This window comes from Symbiobacterium thermophilum IAM 14863 (genome assembly GCF_000009905.1).
GTDB lineage: Bacteria > Bacillota > Sulfobacillia > Symbiobacteriales > Symbiobacteriaceae > Symbiobacterium > Symbiobacterium thermophilum.
Genome location: NC_006177.1, coordinates 2,314,817 through 2,330,626, shown reverse-complemented (window position 1 = coordinate 2,330,626; position 15,810 = coordinate 2,314,817). Strand labels below are relative to the sequence as shown.

5 protein-coding genes are annotated in these 15,810 nt (G+C 72.6%); all 5 read left to right on the top strand.

Annotated elements, in window-relative coordinates; translation table 11 throughout:
• Positions 1-150 precede the first annotated feature (150 nt).
• The 5 genes from STH_RS10905 to STH_RS10885 all read left to right on the top strand — a co-directional run bounded on the left by STH_RS10905 (position 151) and on the right by STH_RS10885 (position 15,699).
• The gene (locus STH_RS10905) at positions 151-1,386 is read left to right on the top strand and encodes a metallophosphoesterase family protein (RefSeq protein WP_011196301.1); all 1,236 of its coding nucleotides are present in this window, start codon (positions 151-153) and stop codon (positions 1,384-1,386) included.
• A complete protein-coding gene (locus STH_RS17345) occupies positions 1,383-4,985 on the top strand; it encodes an AAA family ATPase (RefSeq protein WP_011196300.1) in 3,603 nt (1,200 codons plus the stop codon). Before STH_RS10905 ends, STH_RS17345 begins: the two co-directional genes overlap by 4 nt.
• Before the next feature lie 784 nt (positions 4,986-5,769).
• Positions 5,770-9,273, top strand: a complete 3,504-nt coding sequence (gene addB / locus STH_RS10895) for a helicase-exonuclease AddAB subunit AddB (RefSeq protein ID WP_043713926.1) — start codon at positions 5,770-5,772, stop codon at positions 9,271-9,273.
• Positions 9,266-13,372 carry a UvrD-helicase domain-containing protein gene (locus tag STH_RS10890; protein ID WP_043713925.1) on the top strand — a complete coding sequence of 1,369 codons (4,107 nt, stop codon included), beginning with the start codon at positions 9,266-9,268 and terminating at the stop codon, positions 13,370-13,372. Before addB ends, STH_RS10890 begins: the two co-directional genes overlap by 8 nt.
• A 698-nt stretch (positions 13,373-14,070) precedes the next feature.
• Positions 14,071-15,699, top strand: coding sequence for an aspartate:alanine exchanger family transporter (locus STH_RS10885; RefSeq protein ID WP_011196297.1), 1,629 nt, complete (start codon positions 14,071-14,073; stop codon positions 15,697-15,699).
• Positions 15,700-15,810: the final 111 nt, after the last annotated feature.

Genomic DNA, 15,810 nt, shown 5'->3' with positions numbered 1-15,810 from the left:
TCCGGGTCCGCCCGTTTCCGGCAGGGATCGCCGCCCACCGGAGTCCGCCGGCCGGTTTCCATCCTCAAGTCGCCCGCGAGGAGGAAGGAGAACACCCGTTCCGCCTCGAACCTCTCTGCCAAGCTTACCAGAAGATGAGGAGGAGAACGCGTGCGCATCCTCCATACCGCCGACTGGCACCTCGGCCGCACCTTGGAAGGCCGCAGCCGGCAGGAAGAGCACGAAGCGTTCGTGGACGAGCTCTGCGCCATGGTGCGCGAGGAGCGGATCGACCTGGTGCTCATCGCCGGCGACGTGTTTGACACGGGCAACCCCTCGGCGGCGGCCGAGGAGCTTTACTGCGACGCCCTGGCCCGGTTGGGCGAGAACGGCCGGCGGGCCGTGGTGGTCATCGCCGGCAACCACGACTCCCCCGACCGGCTGACCGCCGTCCAGGCGCTGGCCCAGCGGCACGGGGCCACGATGTTCGGCTATCCCTACGACGACCCGGGCGTCTACACCCCCGGGCCGGACCGGGTGCAGCGGGTGGCGGCCGGCCCCGGCTGGGCCGAGCTGACCGTCCCCGGCGTGGACCACTCCGCCGTGGTCCTGGCCCTCCCGTACCCTTCGGAGTCCCGGCTCCGGAAGCTCATCGCCGACACCCTGGGGGAGGAGGAGCTGCAGCGCTCCTACTCCGACCAGGTGAAGGGCTGGCTGGCGGCGGCGGCAGGCCGTTTCCGGCCGGATGCGGTGCGGCTGGTCACGAGCCACCTGTACATGGCCGGCGGCGTCGAGTCCGACGTGGTCGAGCGGCCGATCCAGATGGGCGGCGCGTACACGGTGCACCCCTGCGCCGTGCCGGAGACCGCCCAGTACGTGGCCCTCGGCCACCTGCACCGTCCCCAGGAGATCCACGGGACGGCGGCGGTCACCCGCTACTCGGGCTCCCCGATCTCCTTCTCCTTCAACGAGACCGGTTACGTCAAGGGCGTGACCGTCGTCGAGGTGGAGCCCCGGGATCCCGCGCCCCGGGTGCGGCACGTGCCCATCTCCGCCGGGCGGCCCCTGGTGCGCTGGGTCGCCGAGGACGGCCTGGCCCAGGTGGAGCGCTGGGTGGCGGAGGGGAAGGATCCGACGGCCTGGATCTCGCTGGAGGTCCACACGGAGCATCCGCTTACCCTGGAGCAGGTGCACCGGCTGCGGGCGATGCGGCCGGAGTTCGTGCACATCCGGGCCGTCCTCCCGGCCGAGGCCGAGGCCGCCGCGACCGCGGAGCCGCAGCGGCTGGGGGTGGACGAGCAGTTCGTCCGGTTCTACTCCCAGGTGCGGGGCGGCCCGCCCGCCCCTGAGCTGGTCCGGCTCTTCCTGGAGCTGGTCAACGCCCGGGACGAGGAGGTGGACGCATGAGGCCCATCCGGCTGGCGTTTGCGGGGCTGCAGAGCTACCGGGAGCCCCAGGAGATCGACTTCCGCGAGCTGATGGGCGCCGGCCTCTTCGGCATCTTCGGGCCCACGGGGGCGGGCAAGTCCACCATCCTGGACGCCATCACCCTGGCCCTGTACGGCCGCGTGGAGCGGACCCGGGGCACCATGGGGATCATGAACCTCAACGAAAACCGGCTGTGGGTGAAGTTCACGTTTGCCCTCGGCGGGACCGAGTACCGGGTGGAGCGGAGCTACCGCCGGGAGAAGGATACCCCGTCCATCCGCAGCGAGCACGCCCGGCTGGTCCGGGTGCTGCCCGAAGGGGACGAGGTGCTGGCCGACCGGGAACGGGAAGTGACCCAGCAGGTCACGGACCTGTTGGGGCTGGAGATTGACGATTTCACCCGCGCCGTGGTCCTGCCCCAGGGGCAGTTCGCCGAGTTCCTGAAGCTGACCGGGAGCAAGCGGACGGAGATGCTCCAGCGCATCTTCGCGCTCTCCCAGTACGGCGACGTGCTGAACGAGCGGCTGAAGCGGCGGAAGGAGGCCGTCGAGCGGCAGCTGGACGCGGTGGCGGGCGAGCAGCGGGGCCTGGGCGATGCCTCGGCCGAGGCGGTGTCCGCGGCGGAGGAGGCCCTCCGGCAGGTCACGGCGGCCCTGGCCGAGGCCGAGCGGCAGCTGGCTGACACCGAGTCCCGGTTCAAGGAATGGGAGCGGGTGTGGCAGCTGCAGCAGGAGCTGGCAGGGATAACCGATGAGCTGGCCCGCTGGGAAGCGCAGGCGCAGGCCGTGGACGCCGCCCGGGCCGAGCTGGACGCGGCCCGGCGGGCGGATGCGGTGCGGCCCCATCTGACGGCGCGGGATCAGGCGGCAGCCGCCGCGGCGCGGGCCGAGCGGGCGGTTGCGCTCGCGGAGCAGGCGGTGCGGGACGCAGAGGCGGAGGTCGCCCGCGCCGCGCAGGCGTACGCCGAGGCCCGCACGAACCGCATGGAGCAGGCTCCCGCCCTGACCCGGCGGCAGGCGGATCTGCAGCGGGCCGTCGAGCTGGAGGACCGGCTCGAGGAGGCCCGGCGGCAGGCCGGCGAGGTGGAGGAGCAGGTGGCTGCGCTGCGGGAGAAGCACGATGCCGTCGTGCGGCAGATCGGGGAGGCCGAGAAGCGGGCGGCTGCGCTGCGCGCCCGGGAGACCGGGCTCCAGGAGGAGATCGCCCGGCTGGAGGTCTCCCCCGAGGAGCGCAACCGGATCACCGATGCCCAGCGGGCGTTGGACCGGCTGAGGGAAGCCGAGCGCGCCCTGCTGCAGGCGGAGCAGCGGGTCCGGCAGCGTGAGCAAGAGCTGGAGCACGCCCGGAGGGCGGCAGAGCAGGCGGAAGCGCTCCGCCTGGAGGCGGAGCGGCGGTTGCAGGAGGTGGAGTCCGCCCTGCAGCGGCTGGAGACCGAGCCGCCAGCGGACGAGGCCGACCTGCGCGCACAGGAGGCGTGGCTCGGACGGGCGGGCGAGCAGATTCGCACCGTAGCGGGGCTGGCGGCGCAGTACGCCCAGCGGCAGGCCGAGGCGGATGCCCGCCGCCGGGAGTGGGAGGAGGCTGCGGCCCGCATCGAACAGGCCCTCCTGGAAGAGGCGCAGCAGCAGCAGGCTGTGGAAGCCGCAGAACAGGAACGGGAGGCCGTGCGGGCGGCCGTTGCCGCGGCCCGCAGGCGGGCCCACGCGGCCGCCCTGGCGCAGGCCCTGACGCCGGGAGAGCCCTGCCCCGTCTGCGGATCGCGGGAACACCCTCAGCCTGCCGTGGTGGGGGAGGCCGTCAACCTGGAGGCGGAGGAGGCCCGGCTGGAGCAGGCCGAGGCGCGGCTGCGCGCGGCCGGATCGGCGCTGGGCAGGGCGCAGGAGCGCACGGCCGCAGCCCGGGAGCAGGCGGAATCCGCCCGTCGGCGGCAGGCTGAGGCCGAACGGGCGCTGGAGGAGGCCCGGTTGGCCCTGGAGGCCGCCCGGGAGCGGCTTCCTGCGGCGTGGCGGTCGCTGGCCGGGCCGCAGCTCGAGGAAGCGCTGGCCCGGGAGGCGGCGGAACACGAGGAACGGGCCCGCCGGTTTGCGGGGTGGCGCGAGCAGGTCGCCGCCTTGCAGCAGGCGCGCGAGGAGCGCACGCGGGCGCTGTTCGCGGCGGCGGGAGACGCCCGGGAGCGGCAGGCCGCGGTCGCACATGCCGAGCAGGCCCTGGCCGACGCCCGGGCCGAGGCCGACGCGCGGCGGTCCGCTGCGGCGGAGTGCGCTGCACAGTTTGATGCGGTCCGGGACGACCTGGACGCCGCAGGCGTGGAGGCTGCGCTGCGGCGCATCCGGGACGCGGACGAGCGGGTGGCGGACCTGCGCCGATCGCTGGCGGAGGTCCGCACCGGCCAGCAGGAGCTGGAGAGCCGGCTGGGTGCCCTGCGAACCGAGGAGAAACGCTGCGCCGACGAACTGCAGGAGGCCCGGGTGCGCCACGCGCAGGCGGTGCAGCGGTACGAGGAGGTCGCAGACCAGTGGCGCCGCCTCTCCGGCGGCGAGCCGGCGAGGCCGCAGCTGACCGCGGTGGAGTCCCGACTCACCAGGCTGGCCCAGGAGGAGGAGCAGGCCGCCGCGGCGAAGGAGCGGGCCGAGCGTGCGCATGGACAGGCTGAGGCTGCCCGCGCCGCCGCCGTGCGGGAGCTGGAGGTGGCGCACCGGCACGTGGCAGAGGCGGAAGCCGCACTGGCGGAAGCCCTGACGGTTGCCGGCTTTGAGAGCGCGGAGGCGGCGCGTGGGGCGCTGCGGCTCGCGGCGCGGCAGGCTGCGCTGGACGAGGAGATCCGGCGCCACGACCAGGAGGGCGAGCGGCTGAAGGGTCGGCAGGCGGCCCTGGAGCAGCAGCTGGCCGGCCGGAGCATCAGCGCCGAGGAGTGGCGGGCGTGGGTGGACAGGCTGGAGCAGGCCCGCCGGAGCGCCGCCGAGCGGCGGGAGGAGCGGGCCCGGGCGATGCAGGTCCGCGACGACCTGCTGGCCAAGCAGCGGCGCTGGCAGGAGCTGGAGGAGCAGCGGCTGGGGCTGGCTGCACGGCTCGACCACCTGGATGAGCTGCAGAAGGTCCTGCGGGGCAACGCCTTCGTCAATTTCATCGCCCAGGAGCAGATGGCGCGGGTGGCGGCCGACGCCTCCCGGCGGCTGCGCCAGCTCACCCGGGACCGGTACACGCTGGAGGCGGCGCCGGACGGCAGCTTCCTGGTGCGGGACGAGACCAACGGCGGGACCCTGCGCTCGGTGAACACGCTCTCCGGCGGCGAGACGTTCCTGGCCTCTCTGTCGCTGGCCCTGGCGCTCTCGGCGCAGATCCAGCTGCACGGGCACTATCCCCTGGAGTTCTTCTTCCTGGACGAGGGCTTCGGCACCCTGGACCCGGAGCTGCTGGACGTGGTGATCTCCACGCTGGAGCGGCTGCACTTCGACCGGCTGAACGTCGGGGTGATCAGCCACGTGGCCGAGCTCAGGAACCGGCTCCACCGCCGGGTCATCGTGGAGCCGGCTGAGCCAGGCGGGCGCGGCAGCCGGCTGCGGCTGGAACGGGCGTGAGGCATCCGTGCAGTGGGGATCGGTGCTCCGGCCCCCCTGAAGCGGTATGAGCTCCTCGGCAGGCGGGCGTACTGACTCCTCCCGCGCAGAACCTGCACCCACGGCTCGGGTCGAACTTCAGATTCTGCGCGTCGCGGGGCTCGTGGGGCACGGGTGGCGCGCAAAACCTTAACCGGCGGTTGAGGCCTGACCCCAGATTCTGCGCGTGTCCCGCCCGCGGGGGGACCCCACTCGCGCAAAACCTGGACCCCCGGCCCGAGTCGAACTTCAGATTCTGCGCGTCGCGGGGCTCGTGGGGCACGGGTGGCGCGCAAAATCTGCACGGGCTCCTGAGGCCAGACCCCAGATTCTGCGCGTGTTCGGCCGTGGGATGCCCCCACTCGCGCAAAACCTGGACCCACGGCCCGAGTCGAACTTCAGATTCTGCGCGTCGAGGGGCTGGTGGGGCACGGGTGGCGCGCAAAATCTGCACGGGCTCCTGAGGCCAGACCCCAGATTCTGCGCGTGTCTGGCCGTGGGATGCCCCCACTCGCGCAAAACCTGGACCCCCGGCCCGAGTCGAACTTCAGATTCTGCGCGTCGAAGGGCTCGTGGGGCACGGATTGCGCGCAGAACCTGAACCGGCTGTTGAGGCCAGACCCCAGATTCTGCGCGTGTCCCGCTCGCGAGACAACCCCTCTCGCGCAAAACCTGAAGCCCGGCACGAAGCCCAGCTTCAGCAATCGCGCACCACCGCCCTGTGCCCGTGAGGCGCAAGGCCGCGCATATGAAGGAGGTCCGACACATGGGCGTGCGCTTCATCATCGGCGGCGCCGGCTCGGGCAAGAGCCAGCGCTGCCTGGACGAGCTGACCCAGGCCGCGCAGGCGGCACCCGCCGGCCCGCCGCTCATCCTGCTGGTGCCCGAACAGGCCACCTTCCAGGTGGAGCAGGCGCTGCTGGGGAGCGGGCGGCTGAAGGGCATCATCCGGGCGCAGGTGCTGTCGTTTCAGCGGCTGGCCTGGCGAGTCTCCCTGAAGGCCGGCGGCCTTGCGCTGCCGCCGCTCAGCGACCTGGGCAAGCAGATGGTGCTGCGCGCGCTGCTGGAGAAGAAGCGGGATGACCTCCGCCTCTTCCATCAGGTGGCGGACAAGCCCGGCTTCATCGAGCGGGTGGCGGGCTCCATCCGGGAGCTGCGCAGTTACCGGCAGGGACCGGAGAGCCTGCGGCGGCAGCTGTCGCAGCTGGAGGCCGAAGGGCTGGGCGAGACCAGCCTGGGGGCCAAGCTGCACGACCTGGCCCTGGTGATGGACGAGCTGCGTAGTTATATCGAAGGAAGGTTCACGGATCCCGACGAGTACCTGACCGTCCTCGCGGCCCGGCTGGAGGAGAGCCGGCTGCTGGAGGGGGCCGAGGTCTGGGTGGATGGCTTCAACGGCTTCACGCCGCAGGAGCTGGCGGTGCTCGGGGCCGTCATGCGGTCGGCGCGCCAGGTGCACATCAGCCTCTGCATCCCGCCCGGCCAGCTCTACAAGGCCGGGGGCCACCACTCGCCGTCGGACCTCTTCCACCCGGTGCTTTCGACCTACGACCAGCTGATGCAGCTGGCGGCAGAGAGCGGCGTCGCCGTGGACCCGCCCCTGTACCTGAACGAGCCGCTCCGGTTCCGCGGCGCCCCCGAACTGGCCCATGTCGAGCGGTACCTGTTCCGCCAGTCCGCCCCGGCCTGGCCCGGCGCCCCCGAGCGCATCGCCCTGGTGGAGGCGCAGAACCGGCGGGAGGAGGTGGCCGCGGCGGCCCGGGAGATCCTGCGGCTGGTGCGGGAGGAGGGGCTGCGCTTCCGGGAGATCGCCGTCGTCGCCCGGGATCTGGAGGGCTACGGCGACCTTGCGGCCACCCTCTTCGCCGAGCACGGCATCCCGGCGTTCATCGACCGGCGGCGCACCGTGGCGCACCACCCGCTGGTGGAGCTCCTGCGAGCGGCGCTGGAGGTGGTGGTGCAGGACTGGGCCTACGGCCCCGTCTTCCGGTACCTGAAGACCGACCTGACCGGCGTCTCCCGCGCCGAGATCGACCTCCTGGAGAACTACGTGATCGAGCACGGCATCCGCGGCCGGGCCTGGCAGCAGCAGGAGCCCTGGCAGTACCTGCGCCGCTACACGCTGGAGGAGGACGCCGTCCCGGCCGGGCCGGCCCAGCAGGCGCTGCTGGACGAGATTCACCGCATCCGCCGCCGGGCGACGGCGCCGCTCCTGGCCTTCCAGCGGCGCCTCCAGCGCCGGGGACGGCCGGGGCCCACGGTGCGGGAGATCACCACCTACCTGTTCCAGCTCCTGGACGACCTGAAGGTTGCCCGGCAGCTGGAGGCGTGGAAGGCGGAGGCTGAACAGCGGGGCGACCTGGAGACGGCCCGGGAGCACGAGCAGGTCTGGACCCGGGTGCTGGAGCTGTTCGACCAGATCGTCGAGGGGCTGGGGGACCAGGTCCTGAGCCCCAAGGTCTACCTGCAGGTGCTGAGCGCCGGCCTGGACGGGCTGAAGCTGGGACTCATCCCGCCCGGGCTGGACCAGGTCATCGTCGGCACGGTGGAGCGGAGCCGCCACGCCGGCGTGCGGGCCACCCTGATCCTCGGCGCCACGGAGAAGGACTTCCCGCCCCAGCCCGCCGAAGACGCGATCTTCACCGACCGGGAGCGGGAGCGGCTGAAGCAGTCGGGGCTGGACGTGGGCCCCACCAGCCTGGAGCGGCTCTTCCAGGAGCAGTTCCTCACCTACGTGGCGCTCACCCGCGGCTCCGACTTCCTCTGGATCAGCTACCCCCTGGCCGACGAGTCCGGCCGGGCCGCGGCGCCCTCGCCGGTGGTCGGCCGGATGCGCCGGCTCTTCCCCGAACTGAAGCCCCGTCCGGCCGCGCCGCCGGCGCCGGATGCCGAGGCTGCCGTGGCGCAGGTGGCCACCCCCCGGCAGCTGGCGGCTGCGGTGGCCCGGGCGCTGCGCCGGGCCCGGTCTGGGTACGCTGTCGAGCCCCACTGGCTGGACCTCTACCAGTGCATCGTCCTGGACCCCGACCTGCACCGGGAGGGCGCGGCGGTCCTGGCCGCGGTGGGCTACGAGGAGTGGCTGCGCCGCCGGGGCACGCCGGTGGGGCGGGAGCTGGCCCGGCTGCTCTACGGCGACCGGCTGGTGACCAGCGTCAGCCGGCTGGAGGCGTTCCTGTCCTGCCCGTTCCGCCACTTCGCGGGCTACGCCCTGCGACTGCAGGGGCGGGCCGAGTTCACCGTCAGCGCACCCGAGTTCGGCCTCTTCTACCACGCCGCGCTCTCCCTGTTCGTGCGGGAACTGGAACGGGACGGGCTTGCGTGGGACACGCTGACCCCTGACGAGGCCTGGCGGCGGATGGACAGCATCATCGACCGGCTGGCGCCGAGGCTGCAGAGCGAGATCCTGCTGTCCAGCCCGCAGCACCGGTACCTGCTCCGGGTCATCCGTCGGACCCTGCAGTCCTCGTTGGACTACCTCAGCGAGCACGTGCTCCACGGGGAGTTCCGGCCGGTGGCCGTGGAGGTGCCCTTCGGTGAGGAGATGGACGGCCTGCCGCCGGTGGAGGTGGACCTGCCGGGCGGAGGGCGGGTGCTGCTGCGGGGCCGCATCGACCGGGTGGATGCCCTGGAGGGGCGCGACGGCCGCTGGTACGTGCGGGTCATCGACTACAAGTCCGGCCGGCGGGACCTGCGGCTGGGCGACTTCTACCACGGCCTGACCCTGCAGCTCCTGCTCTACCTGATGGCTGTGGTGGAGGGGGGCGAGCCGCTGCTGCCCGGGACGCGGGTGCCCGCCGGGGCGCTCTACCTGCCGGTCTACGACCCGGTCGAGCCGGTGAACGCCCCTGTCCCGCCGGACGAGGTGCGCCCGCTGCGGCGGAAGCGGTATCAGGCCCGGGGGCTGGTGAGCGACGACCCGGCCGTCATCCAGGCCATGGACGCCGCCGGACTGGGGCTCATCCAGGCGAAGCTGAAGAAGGACGGTACCGTGTACAAGGGCGCGCCGGTGGCCAGCCCGGACCAGTTCCGGCAGCTGTTCGCGCACCTGCGGCGGGTGGTGCGGGCCTGCGGCGAGCAGATCCTGCAGGGCGAGGCGGCGATCGCCCCGTACCGGCTCGGCCCGCACACGGCCTGTCAGTACTGCGCCTACCGCCCGGTCTGCCAGTTCGATCCGGCGGTGGAGCCCCAAGGATACCGGCGGCTGGAGAAGATGGACGCCCCCGACGTCTGGCAGCGGGTGGCGGCTGCAGGAGGTGAGGGCGATGTCTGACGTGCGCTGGACGCCCGAGCAGGAGCAGGCGATCACCGCCCGGGGTGCGGACGTCCTGGTGGCGGCCGCGGCCGGGTCGGGCAAGACCGCCGTCCTGGTGGAGCGGATCATCCGGCGGCTGGTGGACGAGCGGGACCCGCTGGACGTGGACCAACTGCTGGTGGTGACCTTCACCGAGGCGGCCGCGACGGAGATGCGGGACCGGATCGGCGCCGCGCTGCAGGCCGCCCTCGCAGGGAATCCGGAGAACGAGCGGCTGCAGCGGCAGCTGGCGCTGCTGGGCCGGGCGTCCATCAGCACCCTGCACAGCTTCTGCCTCAGCCTCGTGCGCCAGTACTTCTACCGGCTGGGGCTGGACCCCGCGGTTTCGGTGATGGGGGAGCACGAGGCCCTGCTCCTGCGCCATGAGGTGCTGGACCAGCTCTTCGCCCGCCGGTTCGACGAGGAGGAGGACGGGCCCTTCCACGCCCTGGTGGACCGCTACGGCGGGGGCCGGGACGACGAGGGGCTGCGGAACTTGGTGCTGGCCATCTATGACCACATGCAGGCCCTGCCGTGGCCTGACCAGTGGCTGGAGGAGAGTCTGGCCCGGTTCGACGTGCCGGAAGGCGCGGCCATCGAGGACCTGCCGTGGTGGCCGCCGCTCCGGCGGCAGATCCGGCTGGAGCTGGAGCTCGCGGCTGAAGCCCTGGCCTCCGCCCGGGCGCTGGCCGCCCGTCCTGGCGGTCCTGCAGCCTACCTCGACGTGCTGGCGGCGGAGGAGGCGGCGGTCCGGGCGGCTGCCGCGCGGACCGAGACCGGATCCTACGCCGACCTGGCGGAGGCGGTGGCCGCGGTGGCCTTCGGCCGGCTGCCCGGGACCAAGAAGGGCGAGGTGGACGAAGGGCTGAAGGAGGCGGTGGGGAAGCTGCGGGAGCGGGCCAAGAAGGCCGTGCGCGCGGTGCAGGAGCAGTGGTTCTGCCGCACCGCCGACGAGTGGCTGGCGGACCTGCAGGCCATCGCCCCCCACCTACGCACCCTGGGCGGTGTGGTGCGGGAGTTCGCCGAGGCCTTCCGGGAGGCCAAGGCCGCTCAGTCCGCCATCGACTTCAACGACCTGGAGCGGCTCGCCCTGCAGCTCCTCCGAGACTCGACCTCCACGCCCGACCGGCTCGTTCCCTCGGATGTGGCCCGGGACCTCCGGGCCCGCTACCGGGAGATCCTGGTGGACGAGTACCAGGACATCAACGGCGTGCAGGACGCGATCCTGACCCTGGTCGCCCGGGACGGGCAGGAGGGCCCGCCCAACCGGTTCATGGTGGGCGACGTGAAGCAGTCCATCTACCGGTTCCGGCACGCGGACCCCGGCCTGTTCCTGGCCAAGTACGGCGCGTACCGGCCCTGGGCCGGCGCGCCCGAACCCGGCGCGGCCGGCGCCCGCATCGTGCTGGGGGCCAACTTCCGCAGCCGGGAGGGCGTGGTGAACGCCGTCAACTTCCTCTTCCGGCAGATCATGAGCGCACGGGCGGGCGAGCTGGACTACGACCGGGACGCCGAGCTGGTGTACCGGGCCGGCTATCCGCCCCTGCCCGGGGAGGAGGCGGCGGAGCCACCGGTGGAGCTGCACCTCCTGGACGGGGAGGAGCAGGGGCCCGCGGACGGCGCCGGATCGGGCCAGGCCCCGGCTGCATCCGGCCCCGAGGCGGCGTCGGGGGACGGCGTCGCCGGCGAGGCCGACGGCGAGGAGGAAGACCCGGCGCTGGCCGAGCTGGCCGACCTGACGGCCATGGAGCGGGAGGCCCGGCTTATCGCCGCCCGCATCCGGGCGATGGTGGACGGCACCGCCGACCAGCCGCCCGTGCAGGTCTGGGACCGGAAGCTGAAGACCTACCGGCCCCTGCAGTACCGGGACATCGCCATCCTGCTCCGGGCCACGACCGGGCGGATCAACACGATCATCGAGGTGCTGAGCCAGTCCGGGATCCCCGCTTACGGCCAGGTATCGACCGGCTACTTCCAGGCCACCGAGGTGCAGGTGTTCCTGAGCCTCCTGCAGGTGCTGGACAACCCCCTGCAGGACATCCCGCTGGCGGCGGTCCTGCACTCGCCCATCGTCGGCCTCTCCGCCGCCGACCTTGCCCGCATCCGGCTGGCGAACCCCCGGGGCTCCTTCTACGACGCCCTGGTCGCGGCGGCGGCGCCCGCGAGCGGGGCGGCGATGGCGGAGGCGGCCGCGGCGCCCGCGAGCGAGGCGGCGATGGCGGAGGCGGCCCCGGCGCCCGCGAGCGGGGCGGCGATGGCCGAGGCGGCCGCGGCGGCGGACCCGGCGGAGGCCGGAGCGACGACGTCGACGGCGCCGGGGCTGGAGGGCGTCCTCGTTCGGTTCCTGGAGTGTTTGGACCGCTGGCGCACCCTGGCCCGCCGCAGGCCCCTCAGCCAGGTGGTCTGGCAGATCCTGCAGGAGACCGGCTATCTGCACTACGTGGGCGGCATGCCCGGCGGAGCGCAGCGGCAGGCCAACCTGCTGGCCCTGTACGAGCGGGCCCGGGAGTTTGACCAGTTCGCCCGCCAGGGGCTGTTCCGGTTCCTGCGCTTCATCGAGCGGCTGCAGGCGGAACAGTCCGACATGGGCACCGCCCCCGCGCTGGGCGAGGGCGAGGACGTGGTCCGCATCATGTCCATCCACAAGAGCAAGGGGCTCGAGTTCCCGGTGGTCTTCGTGGCCGGCCTGGGCAGTTCGTTCTCCGACCGGGACCTGCGCGGCGACCTGCTCCTCAACCGGGACCTGGGATTCGGCCCGCAGGTGGTGGACCCCGGGACGCGGCTGAAGTACCCGACCCTGGCCTACCATGCGGTGCGGGAGGTCACGCGGCTGGCCAATCTGGCGGAGGAACTGCGGGTGCTGTACGTGGCCCTGACCCGGGCCCGGGAGCGGCTGGTGCTGGTCGGCAGCGTGAAGAGCCTGCGGGCGGCGTGTGCGCGCTGGTCCCGCGGGGCCGGAGCGCCGGGCTGGCCCCTGCCCGAGTCGCTGCTGCTCTCCGCCCGGAGCTATCTGGACTGGATCGGCCCGGCGGTGCTGCGCCACGCGGACGGCGCCCCGCTCAGGGAACTGGCGGGCGAGGGCGGGACGGCCCCCGGGAGCGGCCCGGATCCCGCCTTGGCGGGCGATCCCTCCCGCTGGGAGGTGACGATCTGGGATCCCGCGTCGCTGCAGCAGATTCTGCAGCCGCGGCCTGAGGCAGCCCCGCCGGCGGTGGACTGGGCCCGCATCGGCGCGGCCGAGCCCCTCGACCGGCCCCTGGACGAGGCCCTCCACGCACGGCTGCGGGCGCGCTTCGGCTGGCGCTATCCCTTCGAGCCGGTGGTACGCCGCTTCGGCAAGCTGTCGGTGACGGAGCTGAAGGGCTACTTCGATCCGGATGCCGAGGCGCCGGCCGAGGAGATGGCGCCGCCGGCCGAGGAGATGGCGCCGCCGGCCGAGGAGATGGCGCCGCCGGCCGAGGGGTCTGCGCCGCCGGTTGAGGAACCGGCGCCGTCCACGGAGCCGTCATCCAGCACCTTCGCGGCCCGGCCCCGGTTCCTGCAGCAGGACCGCCGCGCGCTCTCGCCCACCGAGCGGGGTACCGCGGTGCACGTGGTGATGCAGCACCTGGATCTCAGCCGCCCGCTGGACGCGGAGGGGGTGGGGCGCCAACTGGCGGAGATGGTGGAGCGGGAGCTGCTCACACCGCAGCAGGCGGCGGCGGTGGACGCGGAGGCGATCGCGGATTTCTTCGCCTCGCCCCTGGGCCTGCGGATCCTTCAGTCCCGGGACCGGGTCAGCCAGGAGCTCTCCTTCACGCTGGCCGTTCCCGCGGCGGAGGTCTACGGCGACCTGCCCCCGGAGGCGGCCGCCGGCGACGTGGTCATCGTGCAGGGGATGATCGACCTGCTGCTGGAGGAGGAGGACGGATACGTCCTGGTGGACTACAAGACCGACCGGCGCGACCCCGTGCAGGCGGCACAGCGCTACACCACCCAGATCCGCTTCTACCGGCGGGCCGTGGAGGAGATCCTGGGCCGGCCCGTGAAGGAGGCCTACCTGCACTTCCTGGCCAGCCGCAGATCGATCGCCGTGTGAGCACGATCTGCGCCGGGTTCCAGGCCGGGGCGAGCGCCGGTCCCGGCCTGGACGGCCGCGTGTCAGGACGCCGCCTGTGTGCAGGTGCCGCCACGCTGGCCGGCACACCCGGTCGTGTCCGGCGACGTGTACCCGCAGGCTTCGCAACTGCAGATGGCGCGCAATCAGGAAACGGGCGACCGGAAAGCGGTCGCCCGTCCGTCTGCCGTCCGTTCGCTCGTGCCCTGGCTGACACTCGTTCCGCTGTTCACCCGTCTGGCAGGCGTTCCGTTGCCCGTCCGCCCGCGCCTCCGGTGCACCCCAGCTCCGATTCGTCGTCCTTCAGGGGCTCATCACCGTCAGGGGCCCGCCCTCTCTCAGAGGCCTATCGCTCGCGACCGCCGGCCCGGTGGGCGGTGCGGTGCCGGCGTTCCACGACGTTCGTACTGCGGCCGGGAAGCACGTGCGCGTCGGACGGCTGTTCATGGCGACAGAGGCAGCGCCCCGGCAGCCGGGGCTAGCCCGTCCTTCTCCGGGAAAGACTAGGCGGCAGGCACCCGGGGCGCCCGCACGGAGGCGGAGTTCCGCCGGGACGGGGCGGAACGGGCGGCCTGACGCCGGAACAGTGCGGCAGGTCTGAGACAGGAGGATACAGGCGGGCGTTTAAACTCAAAGAGAGGGACTCACTCCCAAGTACTCCTGTGGAGGCTGCCCGGAACGTGCTAGACATCCTGCGCGACAACCCGCTTCTGCTCCTCTTCATCGTCGCGGGCATCGGGTACCCGCTGGGCCGCGTCCGGATCGGCGGGATCCACCTGGGCGTGGCGGCGGTGCTTTTCGTCGGTCTGGCCTTCGGCGCGTTGGATCCCAGCCTGAAGTTGCCGGAGATCGTGTACCAGTTCGGACTGGCCCTGTTCGTCTACTGCGTGGGCCTGAGCAGCGGCCACGGGTTCCTCCGGTCGTTCCGGGGGAAGGGCGTGATCTATAACCTGCTGACCTTGGGCGTGATCCTCCTGGCCGCGGCGCTGCTGCTCATCCCGCATTACCTGCTGTCGCTCCGGCCCGGCGAGACGGCGGGCGTCTTCGCCGGCCTGCTCACGTCCACCCCGGCGCTGGCGGCGGCGGTGGAGTACCTGACCCGAGCCGGGGCCGCCGGGCAGCTCTCCGACCCGGTGGTGGGCTACTCCATCGCCTACCCGGCCAGCGTCCTGGGGGTCATCCTGGCGATCTACCTGGCCGAGCGCTGCTTCCGCATCGACTACCGGGCGGAGGCCCGCACGCTGAAGGACGTGCCGGGCGTCTCGCCCGAGATCACGTGCTGGACCCTGCGGGTGTGCCGGCCCAAGGCGTTCGGACGCACGGTGCGGGACCTGGTGGCGGAGCACCGGCTCCAGGTGGTGTTCGGCCGGATCCGGCGGGGTGACCACGCCGACGTGGTGAGCTGGGAGACCCACCTGGAGGAGGGCGACCTGGTCACCGCCGTCGGCCCGGTGGAGGAGCTGGAGCGGGCCGCGCAGGTCATCGGCTGCGTCAGCGAGGTCCAGGCGGACCTCGACCGGTCCGAGGTGGACATGCGGGAGGTCTTCGTCTCCAACCCCGAAGTCGCCGGCCGCACCCTCCGGGAGCTGAACCTGCCCAACCGGTTCGGGGCCGTGGTGTCGCGGGTCTGGCGCGGCGACCTGCAGCTCCTCCCGTACGCGGACATGCCGCTGGAGCTGGGCGACCGGGTGCGGGTCCTGTCCCGCCGGGAGCGGCAGCAGGAGGTGGCCGCGTACCTCGGGGACTCCTACCGGGCGATTTCCGAGATCGACATCGCGGTGCTGGGCCTGGGCATGGCGCTGGGCATCGGCCTGGGGCTGGTGCCGATCCCGCTGCCCGGCGGCATCACGGTGCGGCTGGGGCTGGCCGGCGGCCCGCTGATCGTCGCCCTCTTCCTGGGGGCCCGGCAGCGGACCGGATCGCTGGTCTGGGTGCTGCCCTACTCTGCGAACATGCTGCTGCGGCAGATGGGGCTGACCATCTTCCTGGCCGCGGTGGGCACCCGGTCGGGTTACGAGTTCGCGCAGATGCTGACCCAACCGCGGGGCTGGGCGATCCTCGGCGCGAGCGCGGCGATCATCGTGCTGCTCTCGTGGGTGATGCTCTACGTGGGCTACCGCTGGCTGCGCATCCCCATGGGGCTGCTGACGGGCATGGTCGCCGGGATGCAGACCCAGTCGGCCACGCTGGGCTTTGCCCTGGACCAGGCCGGCAACGACCTGCCTACGGTGGGCTACGCGATGGTGTACCCGATGGCGATGGTGGTGAAGATTGTCCTGGCGCCGGTGATAATTGCGGTATTAACGTAACAGACGTGGCTTACAATGGGATCATGTACACCTGCAGCGTGCGAGTACAGGTAAGTCCTGGCAGGAACATGTAAGCGTTATATAGAACTCGTGTCCTGTCGTGTTTGAATA